18 protein-coding genes, 1 tRNA gene and 1 pseudogene are annotated in these 20,977 nt (G+C 70.1%); 12 read left to right on the top strand and 8 right to left on the bottom strand.

The annotated features are described in order from the left end of the window. Window positions 1–152 precede the first annotated feature (152 nt). Entirely contained in the window at window positions 153–1,151 is a 999-nt protein-coding gene (locus ASD19_RS08100; RefSeq protein ID WP_055990973.1) for a TerC family protein, read from the bottom strand. Window positions 1,152–1,443: 292 nt separating this feature from the next. Between ASD19_RS08100 and ASD19_RS08095 the strand changes: the two genes are divergently transcribed. From ASD19_RS08095 to ASD19_RS08085, 3 genes are all read left to right on the top strand, one after another. Then, entirely contained in the window at window positions 1,444–1,998 is a 555-nt protein-coding gene (locus ASD19_RS08095) for an RNA polymerase sigma factor (protein ID WP_055990970.1), read from the top strand. Further along, the gene (locus tag ASD19_RS08090; protein WP_055990967.1) at window positions 1,995–3,110 is read left to right on the top strand and encodes a DUF4349 domain-containing protein; all 1,116 of its coding nucleotides are present in this window, start codon (window positions 1,995–1,997) and stop codon (window positions 3,108–3,110) included. Before ASD19_RS08095 ends, ASD19_RS08090 begins: the two co-directional genes overlap by 4 nt. Window positions 3,111–3,281: 171 nt before the next feature. Further along, on the top strand, window positions 3,282–4,982 hold the full coding sequence (locus ASD19_RS08085) for a long-chain-fatty-acid--CoA ligase (RefSeq protein WP_055990965.1): 1,701 nt from the start codon (window positions 3,282–3,284) through the stop codon (window positions 4,980–4,982). 57 nt (window positions 4,983–5,039) lie between these two features. On the opposite strand, the gene ASD19_RS08080 is transcribed toward ASD19_RS08085, so the two are convergent. Continuing rightward, window positions 5,040–5,112: transfer RNA gene (locus tag ASD19_RS08080), tRNA-Glu, on the bottom strand. A gap of 181 nt (window positions 5,113–5,293) precedes the next feature. Here ASD19_RS08080 and ASD19_RS08075 point away from each other — a divergent pair. Continuing rightward, complete coding sequence (locus tag ASD19_RS08075) at window positions 5,294–5,932, top strand: MBL fold metallo-hydrolase (protein ID WP_055990962.1); 639 nt, start codon at window positions 5,294–5,296, stop codon at window positions 5,930–5,932. 1 nt (window position 5,933) lies between these two features. On the opposite strand, the gene ASD19_RS08070 is transcribed toward ASD19_RS08075, so the two are convergent. Beyond that, window positions 5,934–6,689, bottom strand: a complete 756-nt coding sequence (locus ASD19_RS08070) for a hypothetical protein (RefSeq protein WP_055990959.1) — start codon at window positions 6,687–6,689, stop codon at window positions 5,934–5,936. A gap of 135 nt (window positions 6,690–6,824) precedes the next feature. On the opposite strand from ASD19_RS08070, the gene ASD19_RS08065 reads away from it, so the two are divergent. Beyond that, complete coding sequence (locus ASD19_RS08065; RefSeq protein WP_055990956.1) at window positions 6,825–9,143, top strand: hypothetical protein; 2,319 nt, start codon at window positions 6,825–6,827, stop codon at window positions 9,141–9,143. After that, window positions 9,140–9,430, top strand: coding sequence for a hypothetical protein (locus ASD19_RS08060; RefSeq protein ID WP_055990952.1), 291 nt, complete (start codon window positions 9,140–9,142; stop codon window positions 9,428–9,430). Before ASD19_RS08065 ends, ASD19_RS08060 begins: the two co-directional genes overlap by 4 nt. A 120-nt stretch (window positions 9,431–9,550) precedes the next feature. Here ASD19_RS08060 and ASD19_RS08055 read toward each other — a convergent pair whose 3' ends face one another. From ASD19_RS08055 to ASD19_RS08040, 4 genes are all read right to left on the bottom strand, one after another. Next, window positions 9,551–9,901, bottom strand: coding sequence for a DUF7882 family protein (locus tag ASD19_RS08055; protein WP_055990949.1), 351 nt, complete (start codon window positions 9,899–9,901; stop codon window positions 9,551–9,553). A gap of 91 nt (window positions 9,902–9,992) precedes the next feature. Next, window positions 9,993–11,177 (bottom strand): acetyl-CoA C-acetyltransferase, encoded by a 1,185-nt coding sequence (locus tag ASD19_RS08050; RefSeq protein ID WP_055990947.1) that lies wholly within the window; start codon window positions 11,175–11,177, stop codon window positions 9,993–9,995. After that, a complete protein-coding gene (locus tag ASD19_RS08045) occupies window positions 11,174–11,824 on the bottom strand; it encodes a CoA transferase subunit B (RefSeq protein ID WP_200941090.1) in 651 nt (216 codons plus the stop codon). Before ASD19_RS08045 ends, ASD19_RS08050 begins: the two co-directional genes overlap by 4 nt. A 1-nt stretch (window position 11,825) precedes the next feature. Further along, the gene (locus tag ASD19_RS08040) at window positions 11,826–12,602 is read right to left on the bottom strand and encodes a CoA transferase subunit A (RefSeq protein ID WP_055990944.1); all 777 of its coding nucleotides are present in this window, start codon (window positions 12,600–12,602) and stop codon (window positions 11,826–11,828) included. A gap of 114 nt (window positions 12,603–12,716) precedes the next feature. Here ASD19_RS08040 and ASD19_RS08035 point away from each other — a divergent pair, with 114 nt between their 5' ends. Together ASD19_RS08035 and ASD19_RS08030 are read left to right on the top strand one after the other, a co-directional pair. Then, entirely contained in the window at window positions 12,717–13,526 is an 810-nt protein-coding gene (locus ASD19_RS08035) for an IclR family transcriptional regulator (protein WP_235563005.1), read from the top strand. A gap of 167 nt (window positions 13,527–13,693) precedes the next feature. Further along, on the top strand, window positions 13,694–14,113 hold the full coding sequence (locus tag ASD19_RS08030; RefSeq protein WP_055990941.1) for a hypothetical protein: 420 nt from the start codon (window positions 13,694–13,696) through the stop codon (window positions 14,111–14,113). Window positions 14,114–14,203: 90 nt separating this feature from the next. On the opposite strand, the gene ASD19_RS08025 is transcribed toward ASD19_RS08030, so the two are convergent. Beyond that, the gene (locus tag ASD19_RS08025; protein WP_200941089.1) at window positions 14,204–14,530 is read right to left on the bottom strand and encodes a hypothetical protein; all 327 of its coding nucleotides are present in this window, start codon (window positions 14,528–14,530) and stop codon (window positions 14,204–14,206) included. 376 nt (window positions 14,531–14,906) lie between these two features. Between ASD19_RS08025 and ASD19_RS08020 the strand changes: the two genes are divergently transcribed. The 4 genes and pseudogenes from ASD19_RS08020 to ASD19_RS08010 all read left to right on the top strand — a co-directional run bounded on the left by ASD19_RS08020 (window position 14,907) and on the right by ASD19_RS08010 (window position 20,940). After that, window positions 14,907–16,049 carry an endo-1,4-beta-xylanase gene (locus ASD19_RS08020; protein WP_055990935.1) on the top strand — a complete coding sequence of 381 codons (1,143 nt, stop codon included), beginning with the start codon at window positions 14,907–14,909 and terminating at the stop codon, window positions 16,047–16,049. Between the two features lie 216 nt (window positions 16,050–16,265). Continuing rightward, a pseudogene (locus ASD19_RS14350) lies at window positions 16,266–16,409 on the top strand (IS3 family transposase); the annotation flags it as partial. Window positions 16,410–16,483: 74 nt separating this feature from the next. Beyond that, entirely contained in the window at window positions 16,484–18,328 is a 1,845-nt protein-coding gene (gene nhaA / locus ASD19_RS08015) for a Na+/H+ antiporter NhaA (RefSeq protein WP_055990932.1), read from the top strand. 182 nt (window positions 18,329–18,510) lie between these two features. Next, window positions 18,511–20,940 carry an excinuclease ABC subunit UvrA gene (locus tag ASD19_RS08010; protein WP_235563004.1) on the top strand — a complete coding sequence of 810 codons (2,430 nt, stop codon included), beginning with the start codon at window positions 18,511–18,513 and terminating at the stop codon, window positions 20,938–20,940. Window positions 20,941–20,977: the final 37 nt, after the last annotated feature.

Raw genomic sequence — 20,977 nt, 5'->3', positions numbered from 1 at the left:
GAACCGCATGTCTCCAGCGTAACATCCTGCACGCAGAGGGGACGTTTCGCGCGCAGAGTGCACAGACGGACGCGGCGCGGAGATCCGCTCTCTCAGCAGATCCCCGCGCCGCGTGTCAGATCGCTCATGCGACCGGCTCGAGCCGGCCGACGTCAGCGCTGGATCGACTCCGTGCGCTTCTCGCGCGACGAGGCGATGAGGCTCGCGACGGTGGCCACGGCCATGGACGCGACGATCACGCCGAGCGAGACCCAGTTGTTGATCTCGGGCGCCCACTCGATGTGGTGGCCGCCGTTGATGAACGGGAGCTCGTTGACGTGCATCGCGTGCAGGAACAGCTTCACGCCGATGAACGCCAGGATGAACGCCACGCCGTAGTGCAGGTAGCGCAGCTTCTCGAGCAGGTCGCCCAGCAGGAAGTAGAGCTGGCGGAGGCCCATGAGGGCGAAGATGTTCGCCGTGAACACGATGAACGGGCTCTGCGTGAGGCCGTAGATCGCCGGGATCGAGTCGATCGCGAACATCAGGTCGGTCACGCCGATCGCGACGAAGACGAGCAGCATCGGGGTGAAGTGGCGCTTGCCGTCCACCACGGTGCGCAGCTTGGCGCCGTCGTAGTGGTCGCTGATGTCGACGAAGCGGCGGAGGAACCGGACGATCACGGTCTCCTGCTTCTCGTCCTCCTCGAGCTTCTCGGGCATCGCCTGGCGGATCGCCGTGTACACGAGGAACGCGCCGAAGACGTAGAAGATCCAGGAGAAGTTCTCGATCAGGGCCGCACCCAGCAGGATGAACGCACCGCGCAGCACGAGCGCGATGATGATGCCCACCATCAGCACCTCCTGCTGGAGCTTCCGGGGCACCGCGAACTGGGTCATGATCAGCACGAAGACGAACAGGTTGTCGATCGACAGGCTGTACTCGGTCATCCAGCCGAGCAGGAACTCCTGCGCGGGCGTCGCGCCGGCGAACACCCACATCAGCACCGCGAAGATCAGCGCGAGCACGATGTAGAAGACGACCCAGAGGGTCGACTCCTTCGTGGAGGGGATGTGCGGCCGCTTCAGGATGAGAAGCAGGTCGAGGATCAGGATCGCGGTCAGCACGACGAGCGAGCCGACCTCGAACCACACGGGCAGAGCGAGGTCCATTCAGGGCCTTTCGATACGGCCTTCAGCAGGCACGGGGATGCGTCGAGAGTCTCTCCCCCGCGCTGCGCCCGAGGCGCGTGCGGTGCGGGCCCGGGATCCCACCGTCGAGATCCGTGATGACGAGCGCGCGTTGCCGGGATACTCCCTCTCGCGTCTCCAGGATACCCGGCCGCCCGCGCCGCCGATGCGCGCCGATCCGATACGGAACCGAGACGATCGGCGGCATCCGGACACTGACAGGGTGAGAGACGACACAGGCGCCCGCCGGGCGCCGGGACCGGATGGCGGTGCGATGAGCGACACCATGAGCGACGCCGAGCTCGTCGCGCGGGCGGCGGACGGGATGGAGCACGCGTTCCGGCTGCTGTACCGGCGGCACGCGCGGCCCGTCTACTGGATCGCGCACGGCCTGCTGCGCTCCGCGGCCGACGCCGAGGACGTCACGCAGGAGACGTTCGTGGTGGCGTGGCGCAAGCTCCGCGGCCTCGAGCTCGCGGGCGACTCGCTGCTGCCGTGGCTCGCGACCATCTGCCGCTTCCAGGCCGCCAACCGGCTGCGGGCGCGGCGCCGGGCCGAGGCCGACGCGCTCGACGAGCGCCAGCCCGACCTCGACGCCGACGTGCTGCAGCAGGTGATCGACGCCGACCTCGCCGACCGGATCCTCCGCGAGGTCGAGGGCCTGAGCCCCATCGACCAGCGCATCTTCCGGCTCTGCATCGGCGAGGGCTACGCGTATCAGGCGGCCGCCGACGAGCTCGGCGTCGCGCACGGGGTCGTCCGGAATCGTCTCTCCCGCATCCGCAGCAGACTGCGGGGCGTCGCCAGAGAGACGGAGGAAGCGCGATGAGCGAGAACGAGACCCGGCGGGACGACGTCCTGCCCGAGGTGTCCGACGAGACGCTCGCGCGGATCGAGACCCGCGTGTTCGACGCGATCGGCCGCGAGCGGCGCGAGGTGCGCTCCGGCGCGCGTCGGAGGCGCCGCGTGTGGCAGGGCGTGGGCGCGGCGGCGGCCATCGTGGCGGTGGCGGCCGTGATCTCCCCCGCCGTGCTGCAGGGCATCGGCGGGGCCGGGAGCGGCGCGGACTCCGGCGTGACCCTGTCGCGCGACGGCGCCGAGTCCGGCGGTGGCGAGTCGGGCGCTGTCCCCGAGGGCGCGCCCGCACCGGACGCCGGGACGGCCGAGGACAGCGCGGTCCGGCCGGGCGCCGCGGACGACGCCGGCGAGGTCGCGCGCGAGGTCATCCGCACCGGCAGCGCGACGATCGTGGTCGACGACGTGTCGGCCGCGGCCGACGAGATCTCGGCGCTCGCGACCGAGTTCGACGGCTGGGTCGAGAGCCTGTCGATCGGCGAGGACGCGACGCGCACGACCGAGGACGGCGTCGTGACCGAGTACATCCCGGTGCCGCCGAACGGCGGCTGGGTGTCCATCCGGGTCCCGGCGGATCGGCTCGACGCCGTCATGGCGCGGCTCGACGACGTGGGCGAGGTGACCGGCACCCGCGTCGGCACCGAGGACGTGTCGACCGTCACGCGCGACCTGCGCGCCCGGATCGATGCCGCACGGGCGTCCGTCGAGCGGCTCACCGCGCTGCTGGAGCAGTCCGGCAGCGTGGCCGACCTCGTCGAGGTCGAGGCGCAGCTCTCGGCCCGTCAGGCCGAGCTCGAGTCGCTCGAGCAGCAGCTCGAGTACTACGAGAGCCAGGTGGCGATGTCGACGCTCTCGGTCACCCTGACCGAGGAGGCGCCGCCGGTCGAGCCCGACCCGGCCGGCTTCGGGGACGGCCTGGAGGCCGGCTGGAACGGCCTGCTCGCCACGCTGAACGGCATCGTGATCGCGCTGGGCTTCCTGCTCCCCTGGCTCGCCGTGATCGGGCTGGCCTGGCTGATCGTGTGGGCGATCCTGCGCGCGGCGCGGAGTCGCCGGGGCGCGCGGGTCGAGGAGGCCGGAGACTAGGACGCCGCTGAGCGAGGAGGAATCCACCGATTCGGAGGTTCCGAGGCTGAAGCATCCGGATCCGCGGAGATCTCCTCCGCTGAGGTCGGGCCGCGCGTCAACCCCCTCACGAGCGATCGCATGAGGCGGCACCGTAGTGTGTGCCACCCCGCCCCGATCCGAGGAGGACCCGTGACCGCATCCCACCCGTACGCGTCGAAGCCCTGGCTCGCCGCCTATCCCCCGGAGGTGCCGGCCGAGATCGGCGAGGTCACCCAGACGCTGCCGGAGATGCTCGATGCGAGCGTACGGCGGTACCGGGGCGCCACCGCACTGGAGTTCTTCGGCGCGACCACGACGTACCGGGAGCTCGGGCGGGAGATCGCGATGGCGGCCGAGGGGCTGCGGCGGCGCGGGGTGACGAAGGGCGACCGCGTGGCGATCGTCCTGCCGAACTGCCCGCAGCACGTCGTCGCGTTCTACGCCGTGCTGCGGCTGGGCGCGATCGTGGTCGAGCACAACCCGCTCTACACGGCGCGGGAGCTGCGCCATCAGTTCGAGGACCACGGCGCCCGCCACGCGATCGTGTGGGACAAGGCCTACGACACCGTCGCGGAGTTCCCGTCGGACGTGCGCCCGGACGTGATCGTGAGCGTCGATCTGACCGAGGCCCTGCCGTTCGGCAAGCGGCTCGCCCTGCGGCTGCCGATCCGCAGGGCGCGCGACGCGCGAGCGAAGCTGACCGCGAAGCCGAAGGCCCGCCGCGTGCTGACCTGGGCGGACCTCACGGGCGGCCGGCGCCTGCCGCGCCGCGTACCCGGCCCGGGCCTGGACGACATCGCGCTGCTGCAGTACACGAGCGGCACGACGGGCACCCCGAAGGGCGCCATGCTCACGCACCGCAACCTCCGCGCGAACGCGATGCAGGGCGAGGCGTGGGTGCCCGGGCTGCGGCAGGGCGCCGAGACGTTCTACGGGGTTCTGCCGCTCTTCCACGCGTACGGCATGACGCTGTGCCTGACGTTCGCCCTGAGCATCGGGGCGAGGCTCGTCCTGTTCCCGACCTTCGACGTCGACCTCGTCGCCCAGGCGGCGCGCAAGAGCCCGCCCACGTTCCTCCCGGCCGTCCCCCCGATCTACGACGCGCTGGCGCGGGCCGCGGCGCACGGCAGGATCGACGTCACGAGCATCCGGTTCGCGATCTCCGGCGCGATGAGCCTGCCGGTGGCCACCGTGGACCGCTGGGAGGACGCGTCGGGCGGCCTGCTGGTCGAGGGGTACGGGATGACCGAGAGCTCGCCGGTCGCGCTCGGCAATCCCATGGGGCCGACCCGCCGGCCCGGCACGGTCGGCGTCCCCTTCCCGAGCACCGAGATCCGGGTGGTCGACACCGACGATCCCGCGAAGGACGTGCCTCCGGGCGAGCCCGGCGAGCTGCTCGTGCGCGGCCCGCAGGTGTTCCGGGGCTACTGGCGGCGTCCCGACGAGACGGCCGCCGCCCTCCTGCCGGACGGCTGGCTGCGCGCCGGCGACGTCGCGACCGTGTCGCCGGACGGGTTCGTGACGATCGTCGACCGGCTCAAGGAGCTGATCATCACGGGCGGGTTCAACGTCTCGCCGACCGAGGTCGAGCAGACGCTCGAGTCTCACCCCGACGTCTCCGCGGCCGCGGTCGTGGCCGTGCCCCGCGGCGAGGGCGGCGAGGCCGTGGCGGCGGCCGTGGTCCTGCGCGACGGCGCGGCCATCGAGCCCGACGCGCTCCGCGACTTCTGCCGCCTGCATCTGGCCGCGTACAAGGTGCCGCGACGGATCGTCGTGATGGATGACCTGCCGCGCTCGCTGATCGGCAAGGTGCTGCGTCGCCAGGTGCGCGACCGCATCCTCGGGCGCTGATGCGACGCGGAACGCAGGAAGCCCGGTCCATTCGGACCGGGCTTCCTGCGTTGTGTGTGACCCCAGCGGGATTCGAACCCGCGTTACCGCCGTGAGAGGGCGGCGTACTAGGCCGCTATACGATGGGGCCGTACTTCGGACCCTTTCGGATCCCGTTCCCGTTTCCGGCAACTAGAAGAGTATGGCACGAGGTCCGGGCGGTGAACAAATCGAGGCGGCCCGGAGACGCATCCCGCGCGTGTCGCGCCCTCCCGACGCGTCATCCCCACCGATCCGCGCCGGCCGCGGACCTCGGATGGTTGACTTCTGACATGCGCATCACGAAGCACGAGCACGCCCTCCTCCGCATCGAGGCAGAGGGGCGCACGCTGCTGATCGACCCCGGGTCGTTCACGACGGCCCTGGGCGATCTGCACGCCCTCGACGCGATCGTGATCACGCACGAGCACGCCGACCACTGGACCGCCGACAACCTCGCGCGCATCTTCACGGCCGCGCCGGACGTGCCGATCTACACGACCGCCGCGGTCGCGGCCCAGATCGAGGATCGTCATCCGGCCGTCGTGCTGCCCGGCGACGAGCTCACGATCGGCGCGTTCTCGCTGCGGTTCTTCGGCGGCGTGCACGAGCCCATCCACTCGAGCATCCCCGTGATCGACAACGTGGGGGTGCTCGTCAACGACGAGCTGTACTACCCGGGCGACTCGTTCACCGTGCCGGACGGCGTGGAGGTCGGAACGCTGGCCGCGCCGACCGGCGCCCCGTGGCTGCGGCTCGGCGACGCCATGGACTTCATCCTCGACGTCAAGCCGCGCCGCGCCTTCGGCACGCACGACATGACCCTGTCCGTCACGGGCCGGAAGATGCACCTGAGCCGGATGCAGTGGGCCACCGAGCAGAACGGCGGCGTGTTCCACGCGCTCGAGCCCGGGCAGAGCCTCGACGTCTGACCTACGTCGCGCCGTCTGCCGGGTCCTGGGCCGGGCTGGGGGTCGCCGGTTCGGCGAGGCGCACGATCACGACGTCGTCGCGCAGCGAGAACTCCAGGGACGACCCCGCGGGGACATCCGGGAACGCGTCGGCCGTCACGGGGAAGGTGGAGCCCCAGCCGCCGTTCATCGCGCCCACCGTCAGCCGCAGGCGAGGGATGAACGGCTCCGGCGCGCAGTCCGCGAACTCGATCGGCTCGGTCATCTCGTCCCCGAAGAAGCCGTCGGCGAACTCGATCGGCACGCGGAGCCAGAGGCACGGCTCGCCGGCCTGGACGGACGTGCCGACCTCGATCTCGCCGACCGTCCCGTACGGGATGCCCGAGCCGAACGGCCCGCGGTCCGAGGGCTCGGCGCCGGCGGGGGCGGTGAGCGTCGCGTAGGGCCGGTCGAACTGGGACGCCCCGGCGCCCACCGCGCCCGCGAGGACGGCGCCCCCGAGCGCACCGGCCAGGAGCAGGGGCCAGCCGATCCGCACGCGGTCGCGCAGGGTGGGCGCGCTCGCCGGCGCTGGATCGGACGCGGCGGCCGCGGGCGCCGCGGCCGCCTCCGCTTCCGGAACCGGGCGGAGCTCGGCGGGAACGGCCTCGACCAGGTCGGGCATGTCGTGCGATCGGCTCTGGAGCTCCGTCAGCCTGGCGAGCCCGGCCGCGTCGATGTCCGCGTCCGGCCCGTAGGCCCGGCGGCGCAGCGCGGCCAGCTCGACGTCTTCGTCCACGCGCTCATTCAACCGCATCGACGCCGCGAAGGGGGACGTCGCGGAGGAGGTCGCCCCGCCGTATCACCCCGCTCGGACCGCCCCTCCTCCCCGTCAACGAAGACGACGGACGTCTTCGCCACTCGAGGAGGAGTCATGACCATCATCGACGTCGAAGAAGTGGGGACGGTCGACCTCGATCGACTGCTCATCGGTGACCTGCCACTCAAGAAGATCCCGTTCCCGCTGAGGCTGCGCGTGAGCGGCACGTACACCTGGCGGCGGTTCGGCCCGCCGCTCCAGCCCGAGCGGCTTCCCATCAAGTTCCCGCCGCGCATCCCCATCGAGGGGCCGCTCCCCACGCCGGGCGGCGGCGTCGAGGTCGAGGAGGACGTGCCGGACGTCGATCACGGCTCGGCGTTCATCCCGGCGCTGCTGTTCGAGGAGCTCCGGCTCGACGTCGACGGGTCCTACCCGCAGATGACGGCGAGCGGTCGAAGCACCGCGCTGCTGTCGACGCCGCGCACCTGGATCGCGAGCATCGCGCGGATCGGCAGCTGGCGGTACGCCGGTCCGATCACGTACACCGACGGGTACGGACCCGCGGGCTTCGCGTTCGACCACGTCGACATCAAGGCGACGCCGTCGCTGCTGGCGGGCGGCGGCAAGGCCGTCGTCGTCTACAGCAGCAGGAGCGGAGCCAGCCTGACCCGGGTGTACTCCTTCACGACGCCGTACTTCCACCGCGTCGAGTTCGAGTTCGACTCCACGAGCGACGCCGAGCCGGTGTTCGAGATCGGCACGCACGACCACCCGAACCGCCCCGCGTCGCTCGCGAACGAGTCGCTGTCGATCGACGACGTCTTCCGTCGCGCGGGATTCGATGTGAAGCGGGCCCCGGACGGCACGGTGCCGGTGAGCGGCGCGGGGGCGAACAGCACCTGGAGCGACGCCGAGATGCACGACGCGATGCAGACCTACTGGTCGCGCTTCGCGAACGCGCCGCAGTGGTCGCTGTGGACCTTCTGGGCGCGCCAGCACGACATGGGGCACGGGCTCGGCGGCATCATGTTCGACGACATCGGGCCGAACCACCGGCAGGGCACCGCGATCTTCACCGACTCGTTCATCCGCGACGCCCCCTCAGGGGACGCCGCGCCCGACGCGTGGGACCGCCGCATGCGGTTCTGGACGGCCGTGCACGAGATGGGGCACGCGTTCAACCTCGCGCACTCGTGGCAGAAGTCCCTCGGCACGCCGTGGATCCCGCTCTCCGACCAGCCGGAGGCGCGCTCGTTCATGAACTACCCGTACTTCGTGTCGGGAGGTCAGGCGGCGTTCTTCTCCGACTTCGCGTACCGGTTCTCGAACGAGGAGCTGCTGTTCCTGCGGCACGCGCCGTCGCGGTTCGTGCAGATGGGCAATGCGGACTGGTTCGACCACCACGCGTTCGAGCAGGCGTTCGGCATGCTGCCTCCCGCCGAGTACCGCTTCGAGGTGCGCGCCAACCGCGAGAGGGCCGTGTTCGACTTCCTCGAGCCCGTCGTGCTCGAGGTGAAGCTGACCAACACGAGCGGCGCCCCGAAGATCGTGCCCGGCGACGTCCTGAACCCCCAGCACATCCTGACCATCGTGTCGGCGCACGGGAAGGACGCGCGGCAGTGGGTGCCGTTCGCCCGCACCTGCACCGAGTCGAAGGCCACCGTGCTGAACCCCGGCGAGTCGCTGTACGCGTCTCTGCCGGTGTTCGCGGGGCTCAACGGCTGGGACGTCTCGGAGCCCGGCGAGTACCGGGTCGTCGCCGTGGTCGAGATCGACGGGCATCCCGTGCGGTCCGAGCCGTTCTCGCTCAAGGTCGCGCCGCCGCGGTCGTTCGAGGAGGCGCAGCTCGCGGGAGACTTCCTCAACGAGGGCGTCGGCCGGGCGCTGGCGTTCGCGGGCACCGAGATCGACGCCTCCGCGAAGGACACCCTCCGCGAGACGATCGACCGCCTGCCGGGCTCGCGCGCCGCGATCCATGCGGCGGTCGCGATCGCGCGTCCGCTCGCGCGCGACTACAAGCTGCTCGAGATCCCGGACGGCGCCGCCGCGACGTCGCTCGCGGAGGCCGGGGGCCGGGTGCGGACCCGCAAGGCCGACGTGGACGAGGCGGTCCAGATCGCCGCGGCCACGCTCGCGACGGCCGAGGCCGCCGAGTCGCTCGGTCACATCCGGGTGCACGACCTGGTCGACGCGTTCACGCAGGATGTCGCCCGCGAGGGCGCCGCCGGCGAGGCCGCCGAGCTGCAGATGTCGATGCACGACGTGTTCAAGTCGCGCGGGGTGCTCCCCCGCGTGCTCGAGGAGGTGGCCGCCACCGCAGCGTCGTTCGCGCCGAGCCGCCCCTCGCGCGCCTCGGCGTCGCGCACCGCGTCGAAGCCGGCCGCGAGCCGGCGCCGGACCGGCGGATCATCGAAGGGGACGACGAAGAAGTGACCGCACTCCACGTGGAGCTGCAGGACGGCTGGGAGGGCCGGCCCGTCGAGGTGCGCCTCGACGGGTCCCTACTGGCCGACCTGCGACCGAGGACGCGCTACCAGATCGGGCTCGCCGAGGCGCTCGAGTTCGAGGTCGAGCCCGGGGCGCACGAGCTCGAGATCGTGGCGGGCGATCTCGTCGCGCGCGAGGAGCTGACCGTCGACGCCGAGACGTGGGTCGGCGCCTCGCTCGCCGCCGATGCGATCGAGCTGCGGGTGCAGTCCGCGCCGTTCCCGTACATGTGAGCCGCGTGCGGTCCCGCACCCTCCGCTACGCCTGATGTCCCCACACGAGAAGAGGCTCCCGTCTGGTGACGGGAGCCTCGTGAGGTCGGTGCGGTGGGACGTGAAGTCGCGGGTACGGAGTCAGGCCGCGGTGACGAGATCGCCGGCGCGCGCGGTCGGCTCGGGCTCGGAGTTGACGTGCTCGGAGACGAGCGCGATCCCGCCCAGCGCGTTGGCCGAGTGAGCCAGCTCCTCCAGCCACTCGCGGTTCAGCTCCACCGACACGGCGTCGTCGAACTCGAAGCGGACCGGGATCGACGGGTGCACCCAGATCGTGCTGCGCCCGGCACCGTCCTCCTCCGGGTGCTGCCACGAGACGGTGAAGCTCTCCTGGCGACGCAGCTTGCTGACGATGACGACCTTCAGGTGCGCGAGCGCGCGGTCGTCGATGTGGATCGGTGAAGACTCGGTTCCATAGTGAAGTACCCCCATGATGTCAAGAGTACGGGAACATTTGGTCCCTAACGACTCAGCGCTAGGATCCGCGCCGAACCGAAAGAATCGATCGGAGGAGCGCCACTGGTCAGCGCACCAGGATGAGCGCGTCGCCCTGTCCCCCGCCGCCGCACAGCGACACCGCGGCCATCCCGGAGCCGCGCCGTGCGAGCTCGTGGGCGGCGTGGACGACGAGGCGCGCGCCGGAGGCGCCGATCGGATGTCCGAGCGCGATGCCTCCGCCGTGCGGATTGACGACCTCGCTCGAGAGGCCGAGCTCCGCCTGCGAGTGCGCCACCACCGCGCCGAACGCCTCGTTGATCTCGACGAGGTCCAGGTCGGCGACCGCGATGCCCTGGCGCTCGCAGGCGCGGCGGACGGCCTGCGCCGGCTGCGCCTGCAGCGAGTTGTCCGGCCCGGCGGTCTGCGCCCACGCGCCCAGCGCGGCGAGCACCGGCCACCCGCGCTCGGCGGCATGGGCCCGCGTGGTGAGCACCACCGCGGCCGCGCCATCCGAGATCTGCGAGGAGTTGCCCGCGGTGATCGCGCCATCCGGTGTGAACGCGGGGCGCAGGGCGGCGAGGGACTCGACGGTCGTGTCGGGGCGGACGCCCTCGTCCCGCGTGAGCACGACCGGGTCGCCCTTGCGCTGCGGCACCTCGACCGGCACGATCTCGGCGTCGAACAGGCCCGCCTCCTGGGCCGCCGCGACGCGCTGGTGCGAGAGCGCCGCCACCTCGTCCTGCTGCGCGCGCGTCAGACCGAACCGCGCGTTGTGACGCTCGGTGGACGCGGCCATGCTCTCGCCGTCGTACGCGTCGGTGAGCCCGTCGTAGGCCATGTGGTCGAGCAGCTCGATCGATCCGTAGGCATGGCCGACCCGCGATCCGGGAAGCAGGTGCGGCGCCTGCGTCATGGACTCCATGCCGCCGGCGACCACGACCGTGGCGTCGCCCAGGGTGATCATGCGCGCGGCGTCGATCACGGCGGTCAGCCCGGACAGGCAGACCTTGTTGACCGCCTGGGCGGGCACATCCCATCCGATGCCGGCCCCGATCGCGGCCTGGCGGGCCGGGTTCTGCCCGGATCCGGCGGGCAGGACCTGACCGAGGATGACCGCGTCGATCTCCTCGGCCGCGATGCCCGCGCGCTCGAGCGCGCCGCGGATCGCGAGGGCCCCCAGCTGGGGCGCCGAGAACGAGGCGAGCTGCCCGCGCAGGCGACCCTGCGGCGTGCGCGCCGCAGCGACGATGACGATGTCGGATCCGTTCATGCGACGTCCTCCTCGACGGCGACGATCAGCGCGGGCTCCGTCGCAGCGATGACCTCTTCCACGGTAACCCCGGGCGCCGTCTCGATCAGCACGAGCCCCTCCGCCGTGACGTCGATCACGGCGAGGTCGGTGACGATCCGGTCGACGACGCCGCGCCCGGTCAGCGGCAGCGAGCACTCGTTCACGATCTTCGGCGATCCGTCCCTCGCGACGTGCTCCATCAGGACGATCACGCGTCCCGCGCCGTGCACGAGGTCCATGGCGCCGCCCGGGCCCTTGACCATCTTGCCGGGGATCATCCAGTTCGCGAGGTCCCCGCGGGCGGAGACCTGCATGGCGCCGAGGATGGCGGCGTCGATCTTGCCGCCGCGGATCATGCCGAAGCTCGTCGCCGAGTCGAAGAACGCGGCCCCGGGAAGGACCGTGACCGTCTCCTTGCCCGCGTTGATCAGGTCCGGGTCGACCGCGTCCTCGGCCGGGTACGGCCCGACGCCGAGGATGCCGTTCTCCGACTGGAGCACCAGCGTCATGCCCTCGGGCACGAAGTTCGGCACGAGCGTCGGCAGGCCGATGCCCAGGTTCACGTACTGCCCGTCCGCGAGCTCGCGCGCCGCGCGGGCCGCCATCTGGTCGCGTGTCAGCGCCATGTCAGTTCTCCTCGCTCGCGCGCACGGTGCGCTTCTCGATGCGCTTCTCGATGTCGCCGCCGACCTCGACGATCCGGTGCACGAACACGCCCGGCAGGTGGATCTCGTCGGGGTCGAGCTCGCCCGGCTCCACGAGCCGCTCCACCTGGGCGACGCACACCCGCCCCGCCGTGGCGGCGATCGGGTTGAAGTTGCGCGCGGCCTTGTTGAACACGAGGTTGCCGTGCCGGTCGCCCTTCAGTGCGTGCACGAGCGCGAAGTCGGTGACGATCGCCTCCTCGAGCACGTACTCGCGCTCGACGCCGTTCACCGCGAACGTGCGGGTGTCCTTGCGCGGGCTCGCGATCGCCACCCCGCCCGAGCCGTCGTACTTCCGGGGCAGCCCGCCCTCGGCGACCTGCGTCCCGACGCCCGTCGGCGTGTAGAACGCGGCGATGCCGGACCCGCCCGCGCGGAGCTTCTCGGCGAGCGTGCCCTGCGGGGTCAGCTCGACCTCGAGCTCGCCGGAGAGGAACTGTCGCTCGAACTCCTTGTTCTCGCCGACGTACGACGCGGTGATTCGGCGGATCCGGTGAGCGGCCAGCAGCACCCCGAGGCCCCAGTCGTCCACGCCGCAGTTGTTCGACACGATCTCGAGGTCCGTCGTCCCCTGCTCGAGCAGGGCCTGGATGAGCGCCGTCGGGTTGCCGGACAGGCCGAACCCGCCGACCGCCAGGCTGGCGCCGTCCGGGATGTCGGCGACCGCCTCCGCGGCGGATGCGATGGTCTTGTCGATCACGCATGACTCCTTCGTCGGTCCCTGAACGGGTATCGATCCGACACTGCCCCTCCTCCCCCGGGGAGGCAACCGGCGTCTTGCGATGTGGACGGTTCCGGCGATAGCGTCCACATCGTGGACACCCCCCGGGCCCAGCCGGCCGATGGTCGCGGTGCGGCCATCCCCGGCACCCAGGCCGTGACCCGCGCGACCGATCTGCTGCGGCTCGTCACCGCGGCGGGCGTGGAGGGGCGCACCTCTCACGAGCTCGCTCGCGACGCCGGCCTGTCCCGCGCCACCGCGCACCGGCTGCTCGGCGCACTGCGCGCGGCCGGCATGGTCGACCGCGACGACGAGACCGGGCGCTGGCTGCCGGGCCCCGAGCTGTACGTCATGGGCACCGTCGCCGCCGCGCGGTACGACGTGACGGCCGTCGCGCGCGACATCGTGCGCTCGCTCGCCGCCCGCACCGAGGAGAGCGCGTTCCTGTCGGTGCGACGCGGCGACGAGACCGTCTGCCTGCTGCGCGAGGAGGGCGCGTTCCCCATCCGCTCGTTCGTGCTGAGCGAGGGCGTGCGCTTCCCGCTCGGCGTCGCTTCCGCGGGCACCGCGATCCTCGCGTACCTGCCCGACGCCGAGGCCGAGGCCTACCTCGCCCGGCATCCGGAGCTCGGCGACCACTGGGGGGCCGCCCACGATGTGAAACGCCTGCGGGAGCGACGAGCAGAGACCCGCGACCAGGGCTACGCGCTCAACCCCGGCCTCATCGTCGAGGGCAGCTGGGGCATGGGTGCCGCCGTGTTCGACCGCCAGGGCCGGCCCGAGTACGCCCTCAGCCTGACCGGCGTGGAGTTCCGCTTCTCCCCCGACCGCATCCCCTCCCTCGGGCGGATCCTGCTCGCGCATGCGCACGAGCTCTCGGCGCGGCTGGGCGCGACCCGCTGAGCCGTCCGCCCGGGCCGGCGCTCGGCGACCCGCCGATGTCCGCCGGATCCGGATGTATCTGTCCGCACGGAGGCCGCTCCTCCTCCCCGGGCCGCCGTCGCGGCCCGGGACCGGTGGCGGCGACCGCCGCCGTCGGCGTCGCCTTCGATGAAGCAGGAGCACCACCCATGATCCGCAAGTCCCTCGTCACGACCGCCGCCACGGCCACGCTGGCACTCGGTCTCGTCTTCGCCGGCACCGGCGCCGCCTCGGCCCACGAGTGCTACGTCGTCAAGCGCTCCGATCAGGGCAGCGTCGGCGCCGCGCACTCGGGCAACTGGTTCTACGTCCAGCTGTCGGATCTCTTCCTCTCGGCGCCCGGCGAGATCGGCGTGCCGCCCCTGACGGACTCCCAGCTGGCCTGGGCGCTGGCCGAGGCCGACGCGCGCGGCGTGCCGGACAGCTTCGCGCTCTTCGGCCGCTTCACGATCCCGAAGGGAGACGTGCCGGAGTACCTGCTGTCCGACGCCAAGGGCATCGACCGGTTCTTCGACGCGCACATCGAGACGGTCATCGCGATCTACATGGAGGCCCTCACGATGCCGTGAGCATCGCACGGACGAAGCGGAGCCCCCGGGTCGGATCGAGGTCCGGCCGGGGGCTCCGCTCTGGTCAGCCGAGCCGGCGCGACGCGCGGATCACTCCGCGTGGCCGCCGCCGCGGCATGCCATGCCGGGATTCACGCCCAGATCGATGCCGGCGCTCGCGTAGATGCCGAAGCTCTGCACGCCGTGGTACCGGTCCTTGCCGGCCGGGCTCTGGTTGCCCCGCATCGCCAGCATGTCGTCGTCGAAGCCCGGAGGGTTGCCTTCCACGGCGTCCGCCGTGTCCAGGCCGGAGTACACGCACTCCGATGCGGCGTGCCCGGGCCCTTCGGTCGGGTCGCCGTTGCCGTTCGCCTCGCCCGCGTGCGCGGCACCCGCGCCCGCCAGCATCATCATGAGCGCGACGGCACAGCCCGTCATCGTCCTCTTCATAGTCCCTGCTCTCTCCGTGGGGCCGAGGGGGACGGCCCGCGTCACCTGCACAGATGCGGGAGCCGCCGTGCTGATACGGCACGACCCGGGACGTCGACGATGACGACCCGCGGCCGCCGCTTCTCGCGGCGGCTCCGCACGAGCTCAGCCAAGTCGCATCACCGGCCGCGCGCCGGGCGGACGCCGGATCTCACCCGCTCCATCACCCGATCCCGCGCGCGACTCGGGCGATCCCCTGCGCGGCACCCCGCGGACCGAGTTGTGACTAATTTGTTGACATCGCCCACTTATCGGTGCCTACCATACGACAGTCGCCGGATCAGCAACGCGTCCCGGCGACCACCCCCGATGCAAAGGAGCATTCATGCGCACCACCCGCCCCCTGCTCGTCGGCGCCGCCCTGGCGCTGGCCTCAGTGGCACTGGCCCCGAGCGCGGCCCTCGCCGCACCGGCCCCGCCCGCCGACCCGAACGCCTCCGAGCACTCGGCGGCGATCGGCGAGAACACCCTGCGCGCACTCGCCGAGGCCGCCGGAATCGAGATCGGCGTGGCCGTGAACACCGACCTGCTCGCAAGCGACGTCAAGTACCGCAACATCGTGAACACCCAGTACTCGAGCGTGACGGCCGAGAACGTCATGAAGTGGGAGGCCCTGAACCCGCAGCCCGGCGTCTACGACTGGGAGGCCGCGGAGGCGCTCATCGCCAACGCCGAGGCCAACGGCCAGGTCGTGCGCGGGCACACGCTCGTGTGGCACAACCAGCTGCCGGCGTGGCTGACCACCGGCGACTACAGCGCCGAGGAGCTGCGCGCCATCCTCGAGGAGCACGTCAAGACGGTCGCGGCGCACTTCGCCGGCGACATCCAGCAGTGGGATGTCGTCAACGAGGTCATCGACGACAACGGCACCTTCCGCGAGACGATCTGGTACCAGGCGTACGAGGAGCTCGGCCTGCCCGGCGAGCAGTACGTCGCCGACGTGTTCCGCTGGGCCAAGGAGGCCGACCCCGAGGCGGTGCTGTTCTACAACGACTACAACCTCGAGTTCACCGGCCCCAAGAGCAACCTCGCCTACACGTTCGTGCAGGACCTGCTGGCCGACGGAGTGCCCATCGAGGGCGTCGGCTTCCAGGGTCACCTGGACACGCAGTACGGCTACCCCGACCTGCGGAACAACCTGGAGCGGTTCGCCGCCCTGGGCCTCGAGGTCGCGATGACCGAGGTGGACGTGCGCACGTTCGTCACGCAGAAGCCGAACGGGACCTACACGAACACCCCGGCGGACCCGGCCGAGGAGGCCCAGCAGATCGACTGGTGGGCGCAGACCCTCGAGGACTGCCTCGCGGTCGAGGCGTGCAACTCGTACACGGTCTGGGGCGTCTCGGACGCCAACTCGTGGATCCCCGGCTGGTTCACCGGCCAGGGCGCGGGCCTGCTCTACGACATGCACGACAACCCCAAGGCGCAGTACGAGGCGCTGCGCGAGGTCCTGCGCGACGCCAGCTGACAGCCTGCTCGGGCGATCCGGCTCAGATGCGGAAACCCCCGGTCAGATTCGTATCTGACCGGGGGTTTCTCTGAAGCTGACTTGGCGAGCGTCTACTCAAACCCTTTGGAACTGCCGTTCACCCCTGTAGAACTGCGGAATCTAGCGGTTCCTGGCGAACGCAGCTGGGGTTTGAGCACGCCAACTGTGTACCGAAGCCACGAGTTGTCGAAGCGCCTCGGCACCGCCAAAGTCGGGTGGGTGCACTGGCATAACACGCAACGCCTGCATGGCTATCTCGGCGACGTCCCGCCCGTCGAGTTCGAGAACGCGTTCTATGCTGTCCCCAACGACCGCAATCTGCTGGTCGGAATCAAATAGCGCGAGTCTCCATCAGACCCAGGGCGCTTCACTCGCCGCCGGGCGCTGCCCTTGGGCCCCGATATGCTTCCCACATGACGAGCGGGCAGATAGAACGGCGCACTCTTTGGCGAACGATTCGCACGGAGTCGGGTTCGGCTGTGCTCTTGGTCGTCGTCGCAGCGGTCGCCCTGCTCTGGGCGAATTCGCCACTCTCCGAGGCCTATTTCGGGCTGTGGGATGTCGAGATCGGGGTCGATGTCGGCGGGTTCGGACTGCACATGAACCTGCACCACTGGATCAACGACGGCCTCATGGCGGTCTTCTTCTTGGTCGTTGGCCTCGAGGTGCGACAGGAGTTCGCGCATGGGTCGCTCCGAGACGCCAGCCGCGCGCGTCTCGCGTTGATCGCTGGCGTCGCCGGCGTGGCACTGCCCGCAGTTTTATACATCCTGATCGTGGCCGCCGCGGGCGGCGACGGGCTCGGTGGATGGGGCGCCGTGGTCGGTACCGACACCGCGTTCCTGTTGGGTGCCCTCGCGCTCGTCGGCCCGAAACTCTCCGGCCAGTTGCGGGTGTTCCTCCTCACCATCACCGTCGTCGATGACTTCCTCGCCGTCTCCATCATCGGCATTGTCTACAGCGACGAGATCCGGCTCGTTCCGCTGCTGATCGCAGTTGCCTGCCTCGCCGGGTTGTGGCTTCTGGGTCGTTCGCGGCAATGGAGCGCCACACCGTACGTGCTGATTGTCATTGTGCTCTGGTTCGCGACCGTTGACTCCGGAGTCCACGCCTCCCTCGCGGGCATGGTCGCAGGACTCCTTATCCCCGCCTACCCGACGCGTCGGCACCAGGTGGTCGCGGCTCGTCAGCTGTTTCGCGACTTCTGGCAGTCGCCGAGCGCGGCATCGGCCCGCGCAGTCGATCGAGGCTTGGCGCGAGGTATCTCGGTAAATGAACGCATGCACGAGGTCTTGCGCATGCCGACCGCGCTCGTCATCGTCCCGATCTTCGCCCTCGCGAACGCTGGCGTCGACCTGCGCGGCGGCATGCTCGTCGATTCCTTCCAGTCCTCGGTGACGTGGGGAGTCATCGTGGGTCTCGTGCTCGGCAAACTTCTCGGCATCGGTCTCGCCACGTTCGTCGCTGTGAAGCTTGGAGCCGGTCGGCTACCCGAGGGTGTCGGGATGGGCAGCGTGTTTGGCGGCGCGGCGCTTTCAGGGATCGGGTTCACCGTGTCGCTCCTGGTGATCGGCCTGGCGTTCGGCTCGACGTCCGACCTGGGTCGGCAAGCGACCGTCGGCGTGTTGGTCGCGATGGTGTTCGCTACCGCGCTTGGTTGGCTGATTTTCCGGGTTGCTGCGAAACGCTGGGGAGAGGAGACGGCAGATCTGCCGATGGTGCTCACACCACCCGTTGATCCTGAAGTCGACCACATCCGCGGACCAGAGGACGCCCAGCTCACGCTCGTCGAGTTCATCGACTTCGAATGCCCCTATTGCGCGCACGCAACGGGTTCCTGGGAGGACCTTCGCAGCCGGTTCGGGGACGATCTCCGGTATGTCGTTCGCCACCTGCCACATCACCCTCACGGCCCCATAGCCGCACGAGCGTCGGAGGCGGCATCGAATCAGGGGATGTTCTGGCCGTGGCTGGACTTCGTCTTCACGCGGCAAGATGCGCTCGAGCGCGAAGATCTGATCCGCTACGCCGAAGAGCTGGGCCTGGATGTCGCCCAGTTCACGACTGACCTCGACAGTGCCGCCGTACGTGCCCGTGTGGAGCGGGATCTCGAAAGCGCCAATGCAAGCGGGGCGCACGCCACCCCGACGTTCTTCATAGGCGGCCGACGGTTGCTTGGTAGCTACGACGCTCGAACGCTCACCTCAGCCCTCGAAGCCAGCCGCCGAGGCATACGAACCCAGGAAGTGCGCTCCTGAGTCGAGGTCGACCGAGTTGGCCCTCGCAGGGTGATCGGCACCGGACAGTTGCTCCGAGCCATCGCGATGCTCGTCTACCTACTCGTACCCGGTTGGCCCGGGGCGATTGAACAGCCGCATCAGCTTGCTTCCCACGGTCGATGAACCTGCTTACCACGACACCCGCTTGGTACAGTTCCGAAATGGATCACCTTTCCTCAGTGTCCACCCACGTCCAGCCCGATGTCCGGGTACGTGGTGCCCGCGAACACAACCTCAAGGACGTCGATCTCACGGTTCCGCGTGACGCGATGGTTGTGTTCACGGGCGTGTCCGGATCCGGGAAGTCCTCCTTGGCTTTCGGCACGTTGTACGCGGAGTCGCAGCGGCGCTACTTGGAGTCAGTTGCCCCGTACGCGCGGCGACTGATCGACCAGGCGGGTGTCCCCGACGTCGACTCCATCACCGGGATGCCGCCCGCAGTCGCCTTGCAGCAGCAGCGCGGAGGGCGCAGCGCGCGCTCCTCTGTAGGCAGCATCACCACGCTGTCGAGTGTGGTTCGGATGCTCTATTCGCGAGCCGGTGAATACCCAGATGGTCAGCCGATGCTCTACGCCGAGGACTTCTCCGCGAACACCGTGCAGGGCGCGTGCCCCGAGTGCCACGGTATCGGCAGAGTGTACGCGGTCACCGAGGAGCGGATGGTGCCCGATCCCTCACTCACCATCCGGGAGCGCGCCATCGCATCATGGCCGACCGCCTGGCACGGCCACCAGTTGCGGGACGTGCTCGTCGCGCTCGGCTATGACGTCGACGTACCGTGGAAGGATCTGCCGAAGAAGGATCGGGACTGGATCCTCTATACCGACGAGACCCCCTTCGTTCCCGTCCACTCTCGACTCACACTCGCCGAGGCGCGCCGGGCAATCCGAGCAGGAATCGAACCGAGCTACTCGGGCACCTTCGTCGGCGCGCGGCGGTACGTGCTCGACACTTTCGCGAACACGAAGAGCGCGTCGATGAAGCGCCGCGTAGCCCAGTTCATGAGCGCGGCGGTCTGCCCGGTGTGCCATGGGAAGCGGCTCAAACCCGAAGCACTGACGGTGACCTTCGAAGGACTCGATATCGCGGACTTCTCGGCCTTGCCACTGCGTGAATTGGCTGAGCTCCTCGAGTCCGTCGTCGCCGAGTCTGACCGCGAGGGCGAGACCTCCGGCCCGGTAGACGTCGCGACGAGACGTGAAGCCGTCGCGCAGCGCGTTGCTGCTGGCGGCTCCGCGCACTCCGCTGCGCCGGATGTCCGTCGCACACCGAATCAGTCTGTCGAGAAGCGCGCCGCGGCAGCCCGCCTGGGCGCAGAATTGCTGGACCGCCTGCGCCCCATCATCGATCTCGGACTCGGTTACCTCTCGCTAGGTCGCACTACGCCGACGCTGTCCGGAGGGGAGCTACAACGACTTCGACTCGCCACGCAGCTCACGTCGGAACTGTTCGGTGTGGTCTACGTCCTCGACGAACCGTCAGCCGGTCTCCATCCGCACGACGTCACCGCGCTGCTGGGTATCCTCGACGGACTGAAGCAGCGCGGCAACAGCCTCTTCGTGGTGGAGCATTCCGTCGACGTCATGCGGCACGCGGACTGGCTGGTCGACATCGGCCCCGGAGCCGGGGAACGCGGCGGGCGCGTGATCTACAGCGGACCCACGGACGGGCTCGCGGAGGTCGACGAGTCGGTGACGCGCGGATACATCTTCGGGGGCAGCGGCCTTCCACCGCACCAGCCCCGTGCCGCCCACGACTGGTTGCAGCTGGAGCACGTCACCCGCAACAACCTGCGGGACGTATCTGTGGCGCTACCGCTCGGAACGCTCACGGCTGTCACTGGCGTGTCAGGGTCGGGGAAGTCCAGCCTTGTCAGTCAAGTCCTGCCCGCCCTCATCGGCGCCAGGCAAGGAGACGCCCCTCGCGTCGAGGAGGAAAGCGCTGAGGCCGACGCCCTGCTCCTCACTGACGAGCCCGACGAACTCGGAGGGTCGGTCGAGGGCGATCTCACGACCGTCCGGCGTGTGGTGAGCATCGACCAGAAACCCATCGGCCGCACGCCCCGCTCCAACGTCGCGACCTACACAGGACTCTTCGATCATGTGCGGCGCCGGTTCGCCGAGACGCCGGAAGCTCGGACCCGCGGATACAAGCCCGGTTGGTTCTCCTTCAATGTCGCCGGCGGCCGTTGCCCGACCTGTGAGGGTGAAGGCTCCGTGATGGTCGAGCTGCTCTTCCTGCCCTCGGTCTACACCGTGTGTCCCGACTGCCATGGCACCCGCTATCAATCGAGCACCCTGGAGATCACCTGGCGAGGGCGCAACATCGCGGAAATCCTCGCGATGAGCGTCGAAGAGGCTCACGAGTTCTTCGCCGGCGAGTACGACGTGATGCGCTCCCTCACCTCGCTGGTCGATGTCGGGCTCGGTTATCTGCGCTTGGGACAGCCGGCCACAGAGCTCTCCGGTGGGGAGGCGCAGCGCGTGAAGCTGGCCACCGAACTGCAACGAGCGCAGCGCGGTGACACGGGTCTGCTGAACGAAGTGGTGACAGTTTCGGTTAGGCCGCGAGGGCCAGGTTCTGGTTCATGATGGTCTCGAACTCGATCGGCGTCAAACGGCCCAGACG

Source organism: Microbacterium sp. Root53, from assembly GCF_001426925.1.
In the GTDB taxonomy this organism is placed as follows: domain Bacteria; phylum Actinomycetota; class Actinomycetes; order Actinomycetales; family Microbacteriaceae; genus Microbacterium.
The sequence above is the reverse complement of the archived record's forward strand: the minus strand, read 5'-3'. Positions and strand labels throughout refer to the sequence as shown.

Bases quoted from the DNA above. Each gene is read 5' to 3' on its own strand.
- ASD19_RS08100 (WP_055990973.1), bottom strand. From the start codon at position 1,151: ATGGACCTCGCTCTGCCCGTGTGGTTCGAGGTCGGCTCGCTCGTCGTG.
- ASD19_RS08095 (WP_055990970.1), top strand. From the start codon at position 1,444: ATGAGCGACACCATGAGCGACGCCGAGCTCGTCGCGCGGGCGGCGGAC.
- ASD19_RS08090 (WP_055990967.1), top strand. From the start codon at position 1,995: ATGAGCGAGAACGAGACCCGGCGGGACGACGTCCTGCCCGAGGTGTCC.
- ASD19_RS08075 (WP_055990962.1), top strand. From the start codon at position 5,294: ATGCGCATCACGAAGCACGAGCACGCCCTCCTCCGCATCGAGGCAGAG.
- ASD19_RS08065 (WP_055990956.1), top strand. From the start codon at position 6,825: ATGACCATCATCGACGTCGAAGAAGTGGGGACGGTCGACCTCGATCGA.
- ASD19_RS08055 (WP_055990949.1), bottom strand. From the start codon at position 9,901: ATGGGGGTACTTCACTATGGAACCGAGTCTTCACCGATCCACATCGAC.
- ASD19_RS08050 (WP_055990947.1), bottom strand. From the start codon at position 11,177: ATGAACGGATCCGACATCGTCATCGTCGCTGCGGCGCGCACGCCGCAG.
- ASD19_RS08045 (WP_200941090.1), bottom strand. From the start codon at position 11,824: ATGGCGCTGACACGCGACCAGATGGCGGCCCGCGCGGCGCGCGAGCTC.
- ASD19_RS08030 (WP_055990941.1), top strand. From the start codon at position 13,694: ATGATCCGCAAGTCCCTCGTCACGACCGCCGCCACGGCCACGCTGGCA.
- ASD19_RS08025 (WP_200941089.1), bottom strand. From the start codon at position 14,530: ATGACGGGCTGTGCCGTCGCGCTCATGATGATGCTGGCGGGCGCGGGT.
- ASD19_RS08020 (WP_055990935.1), top strand. From the start codon at position 14,907: ATGCGCACCACCCGCCCCCTGCTCGTCGGCGCCGCCCTGGCGCTGGCC.
- nhaA (WP_055990932.1), top strand. From the start codon at position 16,484: ATGACGAGCGGGCAGATAGAACGGCGCACTCTTTGGCGAACGATTCGC.
- ASD19_RS08010 (WP_235563004.1), top strand. From the start codon at position 18,511: ATGGATCACCTTTCCTCAGTGTCCACCCACGTCCAGCCCGATGTCCGG.